Below are 16370 nucleotides of genomic sequence, written 5' to 3' on the forward strand. Positions count from 1 at the left end.
ACAGCCTGTGGACAACGGAACGGGCCTCGAACCAATCGCGTTAACATGACGAGAAATCGTCCGGTACCCCGAGCGGACTGGAACGGAAGGCCGCCGTCGAGTGAGTACATTCCCACAGCCAGACCCCAAGGACCGCCCCGCGCGGCTCACCGTCGGCGTCGTCGGCGCCGGCCGTGTCGGGCCCGCGCTCGCCGCATCCCTCCAACTGGCAGGGCACCGCCCGGTGGCCGTCTCCGGGGTCTCCGACGCCTCCAAGCGGCGCGCCGCGCAGCTGCTGCCCGACGTGCCGCTGGTGTCCCCGGAGCAGGTCCTGGAGCGCGCTGAGCTGGTGCTGCTGACCGTCCCGGACGACGCCCTGCCCGGGCTCGTCGAGGGACTCGCCGAGACGGGGGCCGTGCGGCCCGGACAGCTGCTCGTGCACACCTCCGGGCGGTACGGCGCGCGCGTGCTCGACCCGGCGCTCAGGGCGGGCGCGCTGCCGCTCGCGCTGCACCCGGCGATGACGTTCACCGGCACCCCTGTGGACGTACAGCGCCTGGCCGGCTGCTCCTTCGGGGTCACCGCGCCCGAGGAGCTGCGGCTGGCCGCCGAGGCCCTGGTGATCGAGATGGGCGGCGAGCCCGAGTGGATCGCCGAGGAGTCCCGGCCGCTGTACCACGCGGCCCTCGCGCTCGGCGCCAACCACCTGGTGACCCTGGTCGCCGAGTCCATGGAGCTGCTGCGCCTCGCGGGCGTGGAGGCCCCCGACCGGATGCTGGGCCCGCTGCTGGGCGCCGCCCTGGACAACGCCCTCAGGTCGGGCGACGGAGCCCTCACCGGGCCCGTCGCGCGCGGGGACGCGGGCACGGTCGCCGCGCACGTCGCCGAGCTGCGCAGGCACGCCCCGCAGACCGTCGCCGGCTATCTCGCGATGGCCCGCGCGACCGCCGACCGCGCGCTCGCCCATGGACTGCTCAAGCCGGAACTCGCCGAGGACCTCCTTGGGGTACTCGCCAACGGCACCGAGGGAGATGCCGGATGACCACCGCCCTGCTGCGCACTGCCGACGAACTGCACGCACGCGCGCGTGCGGGCCGCCGAGCCGTCGTGATGACCATGGGCGCCCTCCACGAGGGCCACGCCACACTGATCCGTACCGCCCGCGAGATCGCCGGGGACCAGGGCGAAGTGGTCGTCACCGTCTTCGTGAACCCGCTCCAGTTCGGCAAGGGCGAGGACCTCGACCGCTACCCCCGCACCCTCGACGCCGACGTCAAGATCGCCGAACAGGCCGGCGCGGACGTCGTGTTCGCCCCCTCCGTGGACGAGGTCTACCCCGGCGGCGAGCCCCAGGTCCGTGTCGATGCGGGCCCCATGGGCGAGCGCCTGGAGGGCGCCATGCGCCCCGGCCACTTCGACGGCATGCTCACCGTCGTCGCCAAGCTGCTGCACCTCACCCGGCCCGACGTGGCGCTGTACGGGCAGAAGGACGCCCAGCAGCTCGCCCTGATCCGGCGCATGGTGCGCGATCTGAACTTCGGCGTGGAGATCGTCGGCGTGCCCACCGTGCGCGAGGAGGACGGGCTCGCCCTCTCCAGCCGCAACCGCTACCTGTCGCCGGCCGAGCGGCGCACCGCGCTCGCCCTCTCGCGGGCACTGTTCGCGGGCCGCGACCGGCACGCCGCGCAGGAGGCCCTGCGCGCGCGTGCCCGCGAAGTGCCCGCCACGCGCGCGCGTGCCGAGGCCCTCAGCGCCATAGGCGAATCCCGCGCGGCGGCCGACGCGCACGCCGTCGCCAAGGCCGTCCCCGGCGGTCCCGCGGGCGTCCGCGCGGCCGCCCGGCTCGTCCTCGACGAGGCGGCCCGTCTGCAGCCGCCGCTGGTCCTGGACTACCTGGCCCTGGTCGACCCGTCCGACTTCACGGAGGTCGCGGACGACTTCACCGGCGAGGCGGTCCTCGCCGTCGCCGCCCGGGTCGGGACGACCCGGCTGATCGACAACATCCCCCTCACCTTCGGAGCCGCCTCGTGACCGGCAATGGCACAGGTACAGGTACTGGCATACGACTGCACGCGCCCGCCCCCGGCTGGGCCCTCACCGCGGACGTGGTGGTCGTCGGCTCCGGGGTCGCGGGCCTGACCGCGGCGCTGCGCTGCGAGGCCGCGGGCCTGAAGACCGTCGTGGTCACCAAGGCCCGCCTCGACGACGGCTCCACGCGCTGGGCGCAGGGCGGCATCGCCGCCGCCCTCGGCGAGGGCGACACCCCCGAGCAGCACCTCGACGACACCCTGGTGGCGGGCGCGGGCCTGTGCGACGAGGAAGCCGTACGCATCCTCGTCACCGAGGGCCCCGACGCCGTACGCCGCCTGATCTCGACCGGTGCCCACTTCGACACCGACGACGAGGGCGGGATCGAACTCACCCGCGAGGGCGGCCACCACCGCCGTCGCATCGCGCACGCGGGCGGTGACGCGACCGGCGCGGAGATCTCCCGGGCGCTCGTCGAGGCGGCACGCGCGCGTGGCGTGCGTATGGTCGAGAACGCACTCGTCCTGGACCTGCTCACGGACGCCCGCGGCCGTACCGCGGGCGTCACCCTGCACGTCATGGGAGAGGGCCAGCACGACGGCGTGGGAGCCGTGCACGCCCCCGCCGTGGTCCTCGCGACCGGCGGCATGGGCCAGGTCTTCTCGGCGACCACCAACCCGTCGGTCTCCACGGGCGACGGTGTGGCGCTCGCCCTGCGCGCGGGCGCCGAGATCAGCGACCTGGAGTTCGTGCAGTTCCACCCGACGGTGCTCTTCCTCGGCCCGGACGCGGAGGGCCAGCAGCCACTGGTCTCCGAGGCGGTACGCGGCGAAGGCGCCCACCTGGTCGACGCGGCCGGCGTGCGCTTCATGGTCGGGCAGCACGAACTCGCGGAGCTGGCGCCCCGGGACATCGTCGCCAAGGGCATCATGCGCCGCATGCAGGAGCAGGACGCCGAGCACATGTTCCTCGACGCCCGGCACTTCGGCGCCGCCATGTGGGAGCACCGCTTCCCGACGATCCTGGCCGCCTGCCGCGCCAACGGCATCGACCCGGTGACCGAGCCCGTCCCGGTCGCCCCGGCCGCCCACTACGCCTCCGGAGGCGTCCGCACGGACGCCCGGGGCCGCACCACGGTGCCGGGTCTGTACGCGTGCGGCGAGGTCGCCTGCACCGGCGTCCACGGCGCCAACCGGCTCGCCTCGAACTCCCTCCTGGAAGGCCTCGTCTACGCCGAGCGCATCGCGGCCGACATCGCGGAGAGCCAGGCGGAGAACGGCCTCCACGCGCGCGTGCCCGCACCGGTCCCGGACCCCGAGAAGCCCGCACACCCGCTGCTCGCCCCGGAGGCCCGGTTCGCGATCCAGCGGATCATGACCGAGGGCGCCGGTGTGCTGCGCTCCGCCGAGTCCCTCGCGACCGCCGCCGACCAGCTCCAGCAGCTGCACACCGACGCGCGCGACGCCCTCGACGAGAACGGCAAGACCGCCGAGCCCGGCGTCGACACCTGGGAGGCCACCAACCTCCTGTGCGTGGCCCGGGTCCTGGTCGCCGCCGCCCGCCTGCGCGAGGAGACCCGCGGCTGCCACTGGCGCGAGGACCGCGCCGACCGGGACGACACCGACTGGCGCCGCCACATCGTCGTACGGCTGAATCCCGACCGGACGCTCGCCGTACACACCACCGACACAGCAGACTTCCCCCCGACCGTGCAGCCCCAGCCGGCGCCTCAGCCCCGTCCCCAGGAGCAGTGACAGCAGTGAGCACCCCCGACCTTCCCCTCGCCCAGAGCGGCGGCTGCGGCGACGGCTGCGGCTGCGGCGCCGACATGGACGAGGCGTACATGGAGTGCGGCCTCGACCCCGCGCTCGCCCAGCTCCTCGCCGACGCCTGTCTCGACCCCCTCGAGGTCGAGGACATCGCCAACGTGGCCATCCAGGAGGACCTCGACCACGGCGTGGACGTGACGACCGTCGCGACCATCCCCGAGGAGGCCGTCTCCACGGCCGACTTCACCGCCCGGGACGCGGGCGTCGTCGCGGGCCTGCGGGTGGCCGAGGCGGTCATCTCCGTGGTCTGCACCGACGAGTTCGAGGTCGAGCGGCACGTGGACGACGGCGACCGCGTCGAGGCGGGCCAGAAGCTCCTGTCGGTCACCACGCGCACGCGTGACCTCCTGATCGCCGAGCGCAGCGCGCTCAACCTCCTGTGCCGCCTGTCCGGCATCGCGACCGCCACGCGCGCGTGGGCGGACACCCTGGAGGGCACAAAGGCCCGTGTGCGCGACACCCGCAAGACGACGCCGGGCCTGCGCTCCCTGGAGAAGTTCGCGGTGCGCTGCGGCGGCGGCGTCAACCACCGCATGTCCCTCTCGGACGCGGCTCTGGTGAAGGACAACCACGTGATCGCCGCGGGTGGCGTCGCACAGGCCTTCAAGGCCGTACGGGAGACCTTCCCGGAGGTCCCGATCGAGGTCGAGGTCGACACACTGCACCAGCTGCGCGAGGTCGTGGACGCGGGCGCCGACCTGATCCTTCTGGACAACTTCACGCCTGTCGAGTGCGAGGAGGCGGTGGCCATCGTCGAGGGCCGGGCCCTCCTGGAGGCCTCGGGGCGGCTCACCCTGGACAACGCCCGGGCGTACGCCGAGACCGGCGTCGACTACCTGGCGGTGGGTGCGCTGACCCACTCCTCCCCGATCCTGGACATCGGCCTCGACCTGCGAGCGGCGGAGTAACCCGGATCATGCTGCTGACCATCGACGTAGGCAACACGCACACCGTCCTGGGCCTGTTCGACGGGGAGGAGATCGTCGAGCACTGGCGCATCTCCACGGACGCCCGCCGCACCGCCGACGAGCTCGCCGTGCTCCTCCAGGGCCTCATGGGCATGCACCCGCTGCTCGGCGAGGAACTCGGCGACGGCATCGACGGCATCGCCATCTGCTCCACGGTCCCGTCCGTGCTGCACGAGCTGCGCGAGGTGACGCGCCGCTACTACGGCGACGTCCCCGCCGTCCTGGTCGAACCCGGCATCAAGACCGGCGTACCGATCCTGATGGACAACCCCAAGGAGGTCGGCGCCGACCGCATCATCAACGCGGTGGCCGCCGTCGAGCTCTACGGGGGGCCGGCCATCGTCGTCGACTTCGGTACGGCGACCACGTTCGACGCGGTGTCGGCGCGTGGTGAGTACGCGGGCGGTGTCATCGCACCCGGCATCGAGATCTCGGTCGAGGCCCTCGGTGTCCGCGGCGCCCAGCTGCGCAAGATCGAGCTGGCCCGGCCGCGTGCGGTGATCGGCAAGAACACCGTCGAGGCCATGCAGGCCGGCATCGTGTACGGATTCGCCGGGCAGGTCGACGGGGTCGTCAACCGCATGGCCCGCGAACTCGCCGACGATCCTGATGACGTCACCGTCATCGCCACGGGTGGCTTGGCCCCGATGGTCCTCGGCGAGGCCTCGGTCATCGACGAACACGAGCCGTGGCTGACACTGATCGGTCTGCGGTTGGTGTACGAGCGCAACGTGTCCCGTACGTAGGTTTTCGTCCCCGCCGTCCCCTGCCCATTCCCGTCCCTGGGGGGCTCCGCCCCCAAACCCCCGCTCCTCAAATGCCGGAGGGGGCTGAGATTTCAGCCCGTCCGGCGTTTGAGGACGAGCGCGTCAGCGCGATACGGGGGGCTGTGGGGCGGAGCCCCCAGGCACGGGACGGGCAGGGGCGGCGGGGGCGAAAATCCCATGGTTGCGCGACTGGCAGGGTGGCCCACCACGCCACACCCGCCCGATATGCGGATTTTGTCTGATTAGCGCGTATCGTCAGCGCATGCCCACGCCATACGGATCCCGCGGCGGCATGGCGTTCGGTGCGGAGGAGCTGCGTGTGCTCCGTCGCGCTCTCGCCCTCGCCCTGCACCCCAGCCCCACCTCGGCCGAGGACGTCCAGGACTGTCTCCGTCTCGCCGAGTCCGTCGACGAGGCGGCCCGCGAGGGAGCCAGGCTCAGGGCCTTCCTGCTGGCCGACCTCGCCCGCTACCGGGCCGCGCTGCCGGGCGCCACCGGCGGCTACCTCGCCCTCCTGGAAGAGGTGCTCGGCAGCGGCTACCGGCCGAACCCCGACGACCTCGCCGCACTCCGCGCCCTGCGCGGCAACCCCACCGCGGCCGCCCTCCTGGACCGCTGCCGAGCCCTCGCCGAACAGGACGTACGCGCCCGACTGGCGGGACGCACGGCCACCCCCGCGGTTCCGGCGTCCCGCGCCCGCCTGCTCGCGCTCCCCGGAGGCCGCGCCGCCGAGGAGCCCGCCAAGAAACCGGCGAAACGGCCCGCCGATCCGAAGCCCCCGGTCAAGACTCCGCCCCGCCCGATCCCCACACCCGGCGAGGTGTTCCCGCCGAAGCGCAAGCCCGCACCGCCACCGGCGAACCCCCCTCAGCAGCTCGCGGCGGGCTAGCTACTCTGGAGGGCATGGACTATGTCTCCGCGCTCGTGCCCCCCGTAGTGATGGCCGCGTTCTTCATCGGGCTGATCGTGACGATCGTGAAGACCCAGGGCGGGGCCAACAAGGCCAAGGAGGACGCGGTCGTCGACGCCGCCCTCGCGCGCGCGGAGGCCGCCCACCAGACCTCCCGCGACACCGAGGCCTGACCGGCCCCTCCTGGGGAGCTCGCCCCTCCTCGGGAAGCTCGTCCCGCCCCTCGGGAAGCTCGTTCCAGCCCCCTGGGGAAGCTCATCGGCGTACGACTCATACGTTTTTCGAGTCGTACGCCCTTTTTGTTGCCGATCTCCCACTATTGTTCTGAGCTGTGCCTCGCCCATTGGGAGAACTCGAAGACGCGGTCATGACGCGGGTGTGGAAGTGGAACCGCCCGGTGACCGTTCGAGAAGTCCTGGAAGACCTTCAGCAGGAACGGTCGATCGCGTACACCACGGTGATGACCGTTTTGGACAATCTCCATCAGAAGGGCTGGGTGCGCCGCGAGGCGGAAGGCCGGGCCTATCGATATGAGGCGGTCTCCACACGTGCCGCCTACGCCGCCGCACTGATGAACGACGCGTGGTCGCAGAGCGACAACCCCGCCGCCGCCCTCGTCGCCTTCTTCGGCATGATGTCCCCGGAACAGCGCGAAGCCCTGCGCGATGCCGTGCGTATGGTCCAGGGACCGGAAACCTCCGCGCCGGAGAACCCGGCCGGGAACCCGGCGGACGAGAACCCCGCCGCCACCGAGGGCGACGGCGGGCGATAGCGTCCGTTCATGCCAGCAGAGGTTCCAGCAGAGCATCCCGCAGAGGTTCCGGCAGAGCTTCCCGCAGAGCTTCCGGCATCGCGTCCCGAAGCCGCCGCAAAAGCCATCACCGTCCGGCGGGCCAGGACCAGCGATGTCACGGCCGTACGCCGCCTCCTTGACGCGAACGTCCGACGCGGCATCCTGCTCGACAAAGCGACGGTCACGCTTTACGAGGACATCCAGGAGTTCTGGGTCGCGGAACGCGACGACAACGCCGAGGTGGTCGGCTGCGGTGCGCTGCACGTGATGTGGGAAGACCTCGCGGAAGTCCGCACTCTCGCGGTGAACCCCGTGGTCAAGGGCCTCGGAGTCGGTCATCAGTTGCTGGAGAAGTTGCTGCAGACCGCCCGCTGGCTCGGCGTTCGACGAGTTTTCTGTCTGACCTTCGAAGTCGAGTTCTTCGCGAAGCACGGCTTCGTGGAGATCGGCGAGACGCCCGTTGACACCGATGTCTACGCCGAGCTCCTGCGTTCCTATGACGAGGGCGTCGCGGAGTTCCTCGGTCTCGAACGAGTGAAACCGAACACCTTGGGCAACAGCCGGATGCTTCTGCATCTGTGATCGTCGACGACTATTCCGTCGGACCGCCTTGCCCAGGTTCCCTATGTCCGAAACGCGCACGTTTCCGGTCTACCAGAGCCCTGTGAGTCTCCCCCAGGGGTTTGTGTTTTTCCAGCAAAAGCGGTTTGCTTTCCGACGTACTGCAGTACTGCATATAACAGGGGGCGGCGAAACGGCGGATGCCGCGGACCCCCGGCCCTCAAGTTATCGATGAAAGGAAATCCGGTGGCACAGAAGGTTCAGGTCCTTCTTGTCGACGACCTCGACGGCGGCGAGGCGGACGAGACCGTGACGTTCGCGCTGGACGGCAAGACGTACGAAATCGATCTCACGACCTCCAATGCGGACAAGCTCCGTGGCCTTCTCGACCCCTTCGTGAAGGGTGGTCGTCGTACCGGAGGCCGTGCTTCGGGCGGACGCGGAAAGGCCCGCGTCGCTTCCGGTGGCAGCCAGGACACCGCGCAGATCCGCGCTTGGGCGAAGGAGAACGGCTACGAGGTCAACGACCGTGGCCGAGTTCCCGCGTCCATTCGTGAGGCCTACGAGAAGGCCAACGGCTGAGCACACGCGCGCCGCAGCCTTACCCGATGGCACTGCGTTGCCATCGTGTCCACGAGTCGTACGAGATCGGGGGCGCCCCCACCGCCCCCCACGGCCGACAGTGTCGGCAGCGAGGGTTCGACCTCGCGCCCCAGTTCGGGGGGCCGCAGCCATACGGCGGCCCCCTGTGAATTTCCCGGAATCGTCGACAGTGTCGGCATTCTCGATGAGCCCGCAGCCGTCGATGGCCCAGCCATTCCCGACAGGCGGGCGGCCGGGGCCGTTCCCGGTGGCAGCGGCCCCGGTGGCAAGGGAGCCTCGATGCTCCCGCCCGCGCCGATCGCGCTGAGGTCCAGCGCGAGAGCGCCCCACTCCAGCCAGTCGAGCAGCCCCGGCAGTTCCTCCGCGCTCCCCGCGGCCACGAGGAGCCGCATCCGGCTGCCCCGCAGGGCCACCGGAGACGTGGGTCCCAGATGACGCAGGGCCGCGTATCCCGCCTCCGCCGGCACCTCCAGGACGTCGAAGCGCAGGCCCGTGACAAGCCGTACCGGCGGCCCGGGCACTGTCGCCCAGCCCAGTTCGTTCTCGTACCACCGCTGCACTGGATCACTCGAGTCGAGCGCCTGGCGAGGGAGAGGGACGATGGGAACGGTAGGAACCATGCCAGGAGCAACCGGTGGAAGGCCCCCGGAGTTACGCTGGGTGCTCCGACAAATACAGAGAGTGTCGGAGTGGGGGGCGTTCGAGAGTGTGCGGCGGCGCAAGGATGTTCGCCCATAGCGGAGGGAACCGGTGCGCGCCGCATGGAGTGTCAGTGCGTACGGGTAAGACATCCCTAGTGGGAGGGGCGACACGCATGGATCGGGCATCTCACGTTCGCCATCGGCGTACAGATGGTGAGGGTATCTGCCTGGCCTGCGGGAACATCGTCTCGCACCATCAGGTTGGAGCATATGTCGGCGTTCGGGGTCAGGAGGCCAAGGACGGTGTCGGCAGTTGGAATGAGCGGTCCCCGCTTGCGGGACTAAGCTGCGGAAGGACAGCGAGGGGAGCGTCCCCTTACTGCCTGACCGCTCTGAGGAGCGATTAACGATGTTCGAGAGGTTCACCGACCGCGCGCGGCGGGTTGTCGTCCTGGCTCAGGAAGAAGCCCGGATGCTCAACCACAACTACATCGGCACCGAGCACATCCTCCTGGGCCTGATCCACGAGGGTGAGGGTGTCGCCGCTAAGGCCCTGGAGAGCCTCGGGATTTCGCTCGAGGCGGTCCGCCAGCAGGTGGAGGAGATCATCGGCCAGGGCCAGCAGGCGCCCTCGGGCCACATCCCCTTCACCCCCCGTGCCAAGAAGGTCCTGGAGCTGTCGCTCCGCGAGGCCCTTCAGCTGGGCCACAACTACATCGGCACGGAGCACATCCTGCTCGGCCTGATCCGTGAGGGCGAGGGCGTCGCCGCCCAGGTCCTGGTCAAGCTGGGCGCAGACCTCAACCGGGTGCGGCAGCAGGTGATCCAGCTGCTCTCCGGCTACCAGGGCAAGGAAGCCGCCACCGCGGGCGGCCCTGCCGAGGGCACCCCCTCGACGTCCCTGGTCCTCGACCAGTTCGGCCGGAACCTCACCCAGGCCGCTCGTGAGTCCAAGCTCGACCCCGTCATCGGGCGCGAGAAGGAGATCGAGCGGGTCATGCAGGTGCTGTCCCGCCGTACGAAGAACAACCCGGTCCTCATCGGCGAGCCCGGCGTCGGCAAGACCGCCGTCGTCGAGGGGCTGGCGCAGGCCATCGTCAAGGGCGAGGTGCCCGAGACCCTCAAGGACAAGCACCTCTACACCCTGGACCTCGGCGCGCTGGTCGCCGGCTCCCGCTACCGCGGTGACTTCGAGGAGCGCCTGAAGAAGGTGCTCAAGGAGATCCGCACCCGCGGCGACATCATCCTGTTCATCGACGAGCTCCACACGCTGGTCGGTGCGGGTGCCGCCGAGGGCGCCATCGACGCGGCTTCGATCCTGAAGCCCATGCTGGCCCGCGGCGAGCTGCAGACCATCGGTGCGACCACGCTCGACGAGTACCGCAAGCACCTCGAGAAGGACGCGGCCCTCGAGCGCCGCTTCCAGCCGATCCAGGTCGCGGAGCCGTCGCTGCCGCACACGATCGAGATCCTCAAGGGCCTGCGCGACCGCTACGAGGCACACCACCGCGTCTCCATCACGGACGAGGCTCTGGTCCAGGCCGCGACGCTCGCGGACCGCTACATCTCGGACCGGTTCCTCCCCGACAAGGCGATCGACCTGATCGACGAGGCGGGCTCCCGGATGCGCATCCGCCGGATGACCGCTCCGCCGGACCTCCGCGAGTTCGACGAGAAGATCGCGGGCGTGCGCCGCGACAAGGAGTCCGCGATTGATTCGCAGGACTTCGAGAAGGCCGCCTCCCTCCGCGACAAGGAGAAGCAGCTCCTGGCCGCGAAGGCCAAGCGGGAGAAGGAGTGGAAGGCCGGCGACATGGACGTCGTCGCCGAGGTCGACGGCGAGCTGATCGCCGAGGTCCTCGCGACCGCCACCGGCATCCCGGTCTTCAAGCTGACCGAGGAGGAGTCCTCGCGTCTGCTGCGCATGGAGGACGAGCTCCACAAGCGGGTCATCGGCCAGAAGGACGCCATCAAGGCGCTCTCCCAGGCGATCCGTCGTACGCGAGCGGGTCTGAAGGACCCGAAGCGCCCGGGTGGTTCGTTCATCTTCGCGGGCCCGTCGGGTGTCGGTAAGACGGAGCTGTCCAAGACCCTCGCCGAGTTCCTCTTCGGTGACGAGGACGCGCTGATCTCCCTCGACATGTCGGAGTTCAGCGAGAAGCACACGGTGTCGCGTCTCTTCGGTTCGCCCCCCGGATACGTGGGCTACGAAGAGGGTGGCCAGCTGACGGAGAAGGTACGGCGCAAGCCGTTCTCGGTGGTCCTCTTCGACGAGGTCGAGAAGGCCCACCCGGACATCTTCAACTCGCTGCTGCAGATCCTGGAGGACGGTCGCCTGACCGACTCCCAGGGCCGGGTCGTGGACTTCAAGAACACGGTCATCATCATGACGACCAACCTCGGTACCCGGGACATCTCGAAGGGCTTCAACCTCGGCTTCGCGGCCGCGGGTGACGTCAAGACCGGCTACGAGCGTATGAAGGCCAAGGTCAACGACGAGCTGAAGCAGCACTTCCGCCCCGAGTTCCTGAACCGTGTCGACGACACGGTGGTCTTCCACCAGCTCACCGAGGAAGACATCATCCAGATCGTCGACCTCATGATCGCCAAGGTGGACGAGCGGCTGAAGGACCGGGACATGGGCATCGAGCTCAGCCCGACCGCCAAGTCGCTCCTCGCGAAGAAGGGTTACGACCCCGTCCTGGGCGCCCGGCCGCTGCGCCGGACCATCCAGCGCGAGATCGAGGACGTCCTCTCCGAGAAGATCCTCTTCGGCGAGCTGCGTCCCGGCCACATCGTGGTCGTCGACACGGAGGGCGAGGGTGAGGCCAGGGCCTTCACCTTCCGGGGTGAGGAGAAGTCGGCGCTCCCCGACGTCCCGCCGATCGAGCAGGCCGCGGGTGGGGCCGGTCCCAACCTGAGCAAGGAGGCGTAACCTCCGGGTTCGCTGAACAAAGGGGCTGTCCCGGGACTTCGGTCCCGGGACAGCCCCTTTTTCACAGCACGTTGTGGGTTTCCGTAAGGGTGTGCTCGCCGGGCAATGGGCGCGAGATATGTTCCGGCACGGAGCCAGTATCCGAGTTGAGCACGAAATTGACGCCTCGTAGATCCCGAAAGATGTGCGCCGAGGGCACGGTCATCGCCGGTCGAGGAGGACCTCCGCGTCGGGGAACAGGCGACCGTAGTCGGCCTTGGTGTAGTGGGTCCTGATCTGGAGGCTGACGCTGGTGACGCCCGGGAGGCGGCTCGCCAGTTCGGTCAGGCTCTCCGTGCCGTCCATGCCGGTGACGCGCAATGTCCTGACCGTGGGCAGGGTGGGCATGGCCGCGGTCTGGGGGAGCAGGGTCCGGTGCAGGACAAGGGTGTCGAGGGCGGGCAGCGCGGAGACCTCGGCCCAGTCAGCGGCGGTCGGCTCGGGCAGGATGCTGCCGAGACCGAGTGTCTGCAGCGAACTCCAGCCGGACAGCCCTCTGAGGCCCGTGGTGCGGGTGGCGCCCCCGGACAGGAAGAGTTGCTCCAGGGGCGCTTGGGAGGGAAGGGCGTCGGTGAGCGTGCCGCTCTGCAGCGGCTGGCCGATGCCCAGCGAGCGCAGCGTGCGCAGCGAGCCCAGACCCGGCAGTCCGGGGGCCCTGAACAGTTGCCGCAGATGCAGTTCGGTGAGGTGCGAATCGGCCAGCGGGGACAGGTCGGTGATGCCCGGGCAGTCGTCGAGCTGGAGGTAGCGCAACGACTCCAGCGTGAGCAGCGGGCTCAGGTCGGTCAGCAGCGGGTTCCGCTGGAGGGTGAGGTGGGTCGTCGTGCCCGGGCCCGTCACCCGCAGAAGCCGGGTCGCCTCATAGGCCCCGCGCAGGAGCAGATCGGCCCAGGGGACTCCGATCCGGTCGAGGGCGCGGAGCTGGGCGGGCTGGGTGGCCCGCATGGACAGGTCCCCGGGGTCGAGATGCGCCAGCACCTCGCTCGCGTACTCGGCCAGGTCGAACCGGTGCCAGGCGCCGACCAGATGACGCCGTACCTCCAGGCTCGGATGGTCGCGGAACCGCTTCAGCACCGCCAGCGATCCGTCCGTGGCCAGCATCGACGCGGTGACGGCGACGCCGAGGGCCTCGTCGTCGGTCAGTCCCTCGGGTGCCGGCAGGAGTTCGAGGACCAGTGGACCGGCCTCGGCCAGTTCCTGGGCGGCCTGTTTGGTCCGCGGTGGGATCAGCGCCGAGGCCCGTGCCTCGACCTTCGCCCGTACCACCGGGTCCAGCGCGGTCGCGTGTTCCAGGCAGGCCAGGGCCAGCAGCGTCAGCCGGGGCGTGTCGTGGGCCAGCAGCTGTTCCAGCAGATGCGCGCGTTCCTTCGACCGGGCGTGGGCGATGGCCATCCGGATGACGTCCTCCCACTGGGGGTCGTCGGCCTTGCTGGCGAGGACGTCGATATGGCCCTCTTCGATGGCGTACCGCGCGCCCAGATAGTCCTGGAAGGTGCGGTGGACGAAGTCGACCACTCCCTCGGCGGGCTGGCGCAGCAGACCACTGCGCAGCAGCAGATGGCGGAAGACGGCCGTCGCGTCTCCCTGGCCCGCCGCCGTCGCCACCGTGGGCAGGTTGCGCTCCAACAGCCCCTGGGCGGCCGACTGTTCCATCTCCGTACGGCCGCTGAGGGTGAGCGCGTAGGCGAGGCGCTGGAGGAGTTCGAGCTGGGCCTCCTCGCCGAGTTCGATGCCGTCCGAGGCGCCCATGCCGCGCTCCCGGTCGCGGCGGGCGAGCAGCATGGACAGGGCGGAGTCGTACAACTCCTTGCGTCCTGTGGGCAGATAGCCGCGGCGCTCCCGGTGCAGGGCGCAGATCAGGCCGCACATCAGCGGGTTGGTGGCGAGGCGGCCCAGGTCGGGTTTGGTGTGCAGGGCGTCGAGGAGGGGCGCTTCGAGGTCCGGAGCGGCGGCCGCGGTGTGCCAGCGGCGGACGAACGTGCTGACGTCGGCGCGTCCCATGGGGGTGAGCAGGAGCTCGCAGAAGCCCTCGCTCGCCAGCCAGTTGGGCCGTACGGCGGTGGGGCGGGAGGTGAGCAGCCAGCGGTTGCCGGGGTAGGCGCGGATGAGCGCGGTGAGCCAGTCGCGGGTGCGGTGGCGGTCGGCGGTGGGGATTTCGTCCAGGCCGTCGACCAGGACCAGGCCGCGTCTGGCCTTGCTGAGGACGCGTTCGGCCCAGAATTCCGGCGCCGGCAGGGGGCAGCCGACGGCGGACAGGAAGTGTTCCGGGTCCGGCAGGGCGTCGGCGCGGACGAGGGTGCGCAGCGGAAGCACGAACGGGATGCGGTCTCCGGCGCGGGCGGCGGTGACCGCCAGCCACTGGATCAGGGTCGTCTTCCCGGAGCCCGCGTCGCCGCGCAGCAGGACCCGGTCGTGGCCGCGGTCGAAGGCGTGCTCGGCGGGAAGCTGCACCGTGGTGTGCGCGGGTGCCTCGCCGAAGCCGTCCGGCACCGGCTCGGTCGCCGTGGCCTCCAGGCTGAGATAGGCGACTTCGAGTGGCCAGCGGTCGGGGCAGTCCCGCAGGTCGATGCCGTAGATGGTGACGTCGCTGTGGCGTTCGGCGATGTACTGGAGGTAGCGGCGTTCGAAGGCGGAGTACCGGGCGTCCTGCCGGGGGTTGCGTGTGATGAGTTCGTCGACCTTGGCGATGAGCTCGGACTGCCCTCGGGTCTGTTCCACCAGCGTGCGGGCGACGAACGTGGACCGCTGGGTGAAGAAGTCGAGGATGTGGACGCAGGCCCACTCGGTGACGGATTCGAGGAAGAGGGCGGCGTCCGTCGAGAGGCCGGCGGGGGCCGGCGCGTGCTGACGGAGCTGTCGCGCGAGTTCGGTATGGCCGAGCCGTACCGCCTGGACGTTGTCCATGCCGAGCTCGCCGAGTGCGAGCAGGGTCCGGGCCAGGGCGTCCGTGACCGCCGTCTCCTCGTCCGGCGGGAAGGGGGGCTCGCCCGGGGACTCCACCGCGGCCCGGACCAGACGGGCGGCCAGGTGGTGTACGTCCTTCTCGGTCAGGTTCCGTTTCTCACCGCGGAAGGAGACGAGTGAGGAGAGGCGTACGGGCTTGTCGACCAGCCCTGCCCCGGCCTCCGCGGGCTCGCGTAAGAAGAGCTTCCTCACCAGTGGGGCGATCAGGCTCGACGCGAGCCTCGTGCCCAGCACTGTCGGATCCATCCGGCCTCCCCCGTGAACCCCGGGCTCTGTCCCCCGAAGCAGGGGCAGCAGCGTAGCCGCCGTCACATTCCCCAGGACCTGGATCTTGCCATCCGGTGACATGCCACACAGGCGATTTGTCCGTTACTAGAGCTCATAGTAGAGGGAGGGAAACGGGCAAAAGGGACCTTTGCTACAGAACTCGGAGGGTCGATCGCGCGGCGCGAGGTGCGACGGCGGAGAAGGGGGTTTTCCTTGCGGTGCCATGCCCTCAAGTGGGACTAAACCTCGTTTCCCGGAAGAAATCCGGAACATCCCTTACGAGATGTCCGTACTGTCAAGGTTCGTTAATTTTTGGGGTGAAGTACGACCGAACGTCGTAGATCGCTGGTTTGGGGGTCTACGGGGCTGCGGGTTACCAAGGGATGCCCCATCCGGTGGCCGGCTGTGCGCCGGGTGGGACATGTACCCCTGTTCCCGTCCCCATGAGGTCTCCATGTCGAAGCGCGTCACGTCCCGTCAGTCCCGTACGTCCCTGATCCGCACGCGGGCCGCCGTCCTGGCCGCCGGTCTCGGCGCCTCGGTCGTGCTGGGCGCCGGAGTCGCGACCGCCGCCGACACCCTCGCGCCCGGCGCGGCCGTCACGGCGGCCAGTGCCGTGCAGCCGCAGGCCGCCGCGAAGACGCCCGCCTCCTGGGTCGACCCGGTGAAGAAGTACACCCTGTCCGCCAGCTTCGCCCAGGCCGGCGGCATGTGGCAGTCCACCCACTCCGGGCAGGACTTCGCCGTGGCCAGCGGTACCGAGGTCGTCGCCGCGCACGGCGGCACCGTCGTCAAGGCCGGCGGCAACGGCGCCGGTGACGGTCCCGCGTACGGCAACGCCATAGTCATCAAGCACGGCAACGGGACGTACTCGCAGTACGCCCACCTGTCGCGGATCGATGTCAGGGCCGGCCAGGTCGTCGGCACCGGTCAGCACATCGCGCTGTCCGGCAACACCGGCAACTCCAGCGGGCCGCACCTGCACTTCGAGATCCGTACGACCCCGAACTACGGGTCGGCCATCGACCCCGTCGCCTTCCTGCGCTCCAAGGGCGTGACTGTCTGAGGCACGCCCCGAGGGCGTGA

14 protein-coding genes are annotated in these 16370 nt (G+C 70.1%); 12 read left to right on the top strand and 2 right to left on the bottom strand.

Features of this window, described 5'->3' with window-relative positions; genetic code table 11:
• Positions 1–100 precede the first annotated feature (100 nt).
• From ACFY0T_RS10275 to ACFY0T_RS10320, 10 genes are all read left to right on the top strand, one after another.
• Positions 101–1021: a Rossmann-like and DUF2520 domain-containing protein gene (locus ACFY0T_RS10275; RefSeq protein ID WP_388866892.1), complete on the top strand. Its 921-nt coding sequence runs from the start codon at positions 101–103 to the stop codon at positions 1019–1021.
• Complete coding sequence (gene panC / locus ACFY0T_RS10280; RefSeq protein WP_388866896.1) at positions 1018–2010, top strand: pantoate--beta-alanine ligase; 993 nt, start codon at positions 1018–1020, stop codon at positions 2008–2010. Before ACFY0T_RS10275 ends, panC begins: the two co-directional genes overlap by 4 nt.
• A complete protein-coding gene (locus ACFY0T_RS10285) occupies positions 2007–3761 on the top strand; it encodes an L-aspartate oxidase (RefSeq protein ID WP_388866898.1) in 1755 nt (584 codons plus the stop codon). Before panC ends, ACFY0T_RS10285 begins: the two co-directional genes overlap by 4 nt.
• A gap of 5 nt (positions 3762–3766) precedes the next feature.
• Positions 3767–4744, top strand: a complete 978-nt coding sequence (nadC, locus tag ACFY0T_RS10290) for a carboxylating nicotinate-nucleotide diphosphorylase (protein WP_388866901.1) — start codon at positions 3767–3769, stop codon at positions 4742–4744.
• Between the two features lie 8 nt (positions 4745–4752).
• A complete protein-coding gene (locus ACFY0T_RS10295) occupies positions 4753–5550 on the top strand; it encodes a type III pantothenate kinase (protein WP_189188525.1) in 798 nt (265 codons plus the stop codon).
• Between the two features lie 313 nt (positions 5551–5863).
• On the top strand, positions 5864–6460 hold the full coding sequence (locus ACFY0T_RS10300) for a hypothetical protein (protein WP_388867056.1): 597 nt from the start codon (positions 5864–5866) through the stop codon (positions 6458–6460).
• A 14-nt stretch (positions 6461–6474) separates the two neighbouring features.
• Complete coding sequence (locus tag ACFY0T_RS10305; protein WP_388866904.1) at positions 6475–6654, top strand: hypothetical protein; 180 nt, start codon at positions 6475–6477, stop codon at positions 6652–6654.
• Between the two features lie 158 nt (positions 6655–6812).
• Complete coding sequence (locus tag ACFY0T_RS10310; protein WP_388866907.1) at positions 6813–7253, top strand: BlaI/MecI/CopY family transcriptional regulator; 441 nt, start codon at positions 6813–6815, stop codon at positions 7251–7253.
• Between the two features lie 9 nt (positions 7254–7262).
• On the top strand, positions 7263–7856 hold the full coding sequence (locus tag ACFY0T_RS10315) for an amino-acid N-acetyltransferase (RefSeq protein ID WP_388866910.1): 594 nt from the start codon (positions 7263–7265) through the stop codon (positions 7854–7856).
• A gap of 225 nt (positions 7857–8081) precedes the next feature.
• A complete protein-coding gene (locus tag ACFY0T_RS10320; protein WP_388866913.1) occupies positions 8082–8417 on the top strand; it encodes an Lsr2 family protein in 336 nt (111 codons plus the stop codon).
• Here the strand turns inward: ACFY0T_RS10320 and ACFY0T_RS10325 are convergent.
• A complete protein-coding gene (locus ACFY0T_RS10325; RefSeq protein ID WP_388866915.1) occupies positions 8396–9058 on the bottom strand; it encodes an SCO3374 family protein in 663 nt (220 codons plus the stop codon). The genes ACFY0T_RS10320 and ACFY0T_RS10325 overlap by 22 nt on opposite strands.
• Before the next feature lie 430 nt (positions 9059–9488).
• On the opposite strand from ACFY0T_RS10325, the gene ACFY0T_RS10330 reads away from it, so the two are divergent.
• Positions 9489–12014 (top strand): ATP-dependent Clp protease ATP-binding subunit, encoded by a 2526-nt coding sequence (locus ACFY0T_RS10330; protein ID WP_388866919.1) that lies wholly within the window; start codon positions 9489–9491, stop codon positions 12012–12014.
• A gap of 201 nt (positions 12015–12215) precedes the next feature.
• Here the strand turns inward: ACFY0T_RS10330 and ACFY0T_RS10335 are convergent, their stop codons facing one another.
• Complete coding sequence (locus ACFY0T_RS10335; protein ID WP_388866922.1) at positions 12216–15263, bottom strand: NACHT domain-containing protein; 3048 nt, start codon at positions 15261–15263, stop codon at positions 12216–12218.
• A 475-nt stretch (positions 15264–15738) separates the two neighbouring features.
• On the opposite strand from ACFY0T_RS10335, the gene ACFY0T_RS10340 reads away from it, so the two are divergent.
• Positions 15739–16350, top strand: coding sequence for a M23 family metallopeptidase (locus ACFY0T_RS10340; RefSeq protein WP_388866924.1), 612 nt, complete (start codon positions 15739–15741; stop codon positions 16348–16350).
• Positions 16351–16370: the final 20 nt, after the last annotated feature.

The sequence above is a fragment of the Streptomyces sp. NPDC001530 genome, assembly GCF_042894545.1.
In the GTDB taxonomy this organism is placed as follows: Bacteria; Actinomycetota; Actinomycetes; order Streptomycetales; family Streptomycetaceae; genus Streptomyces.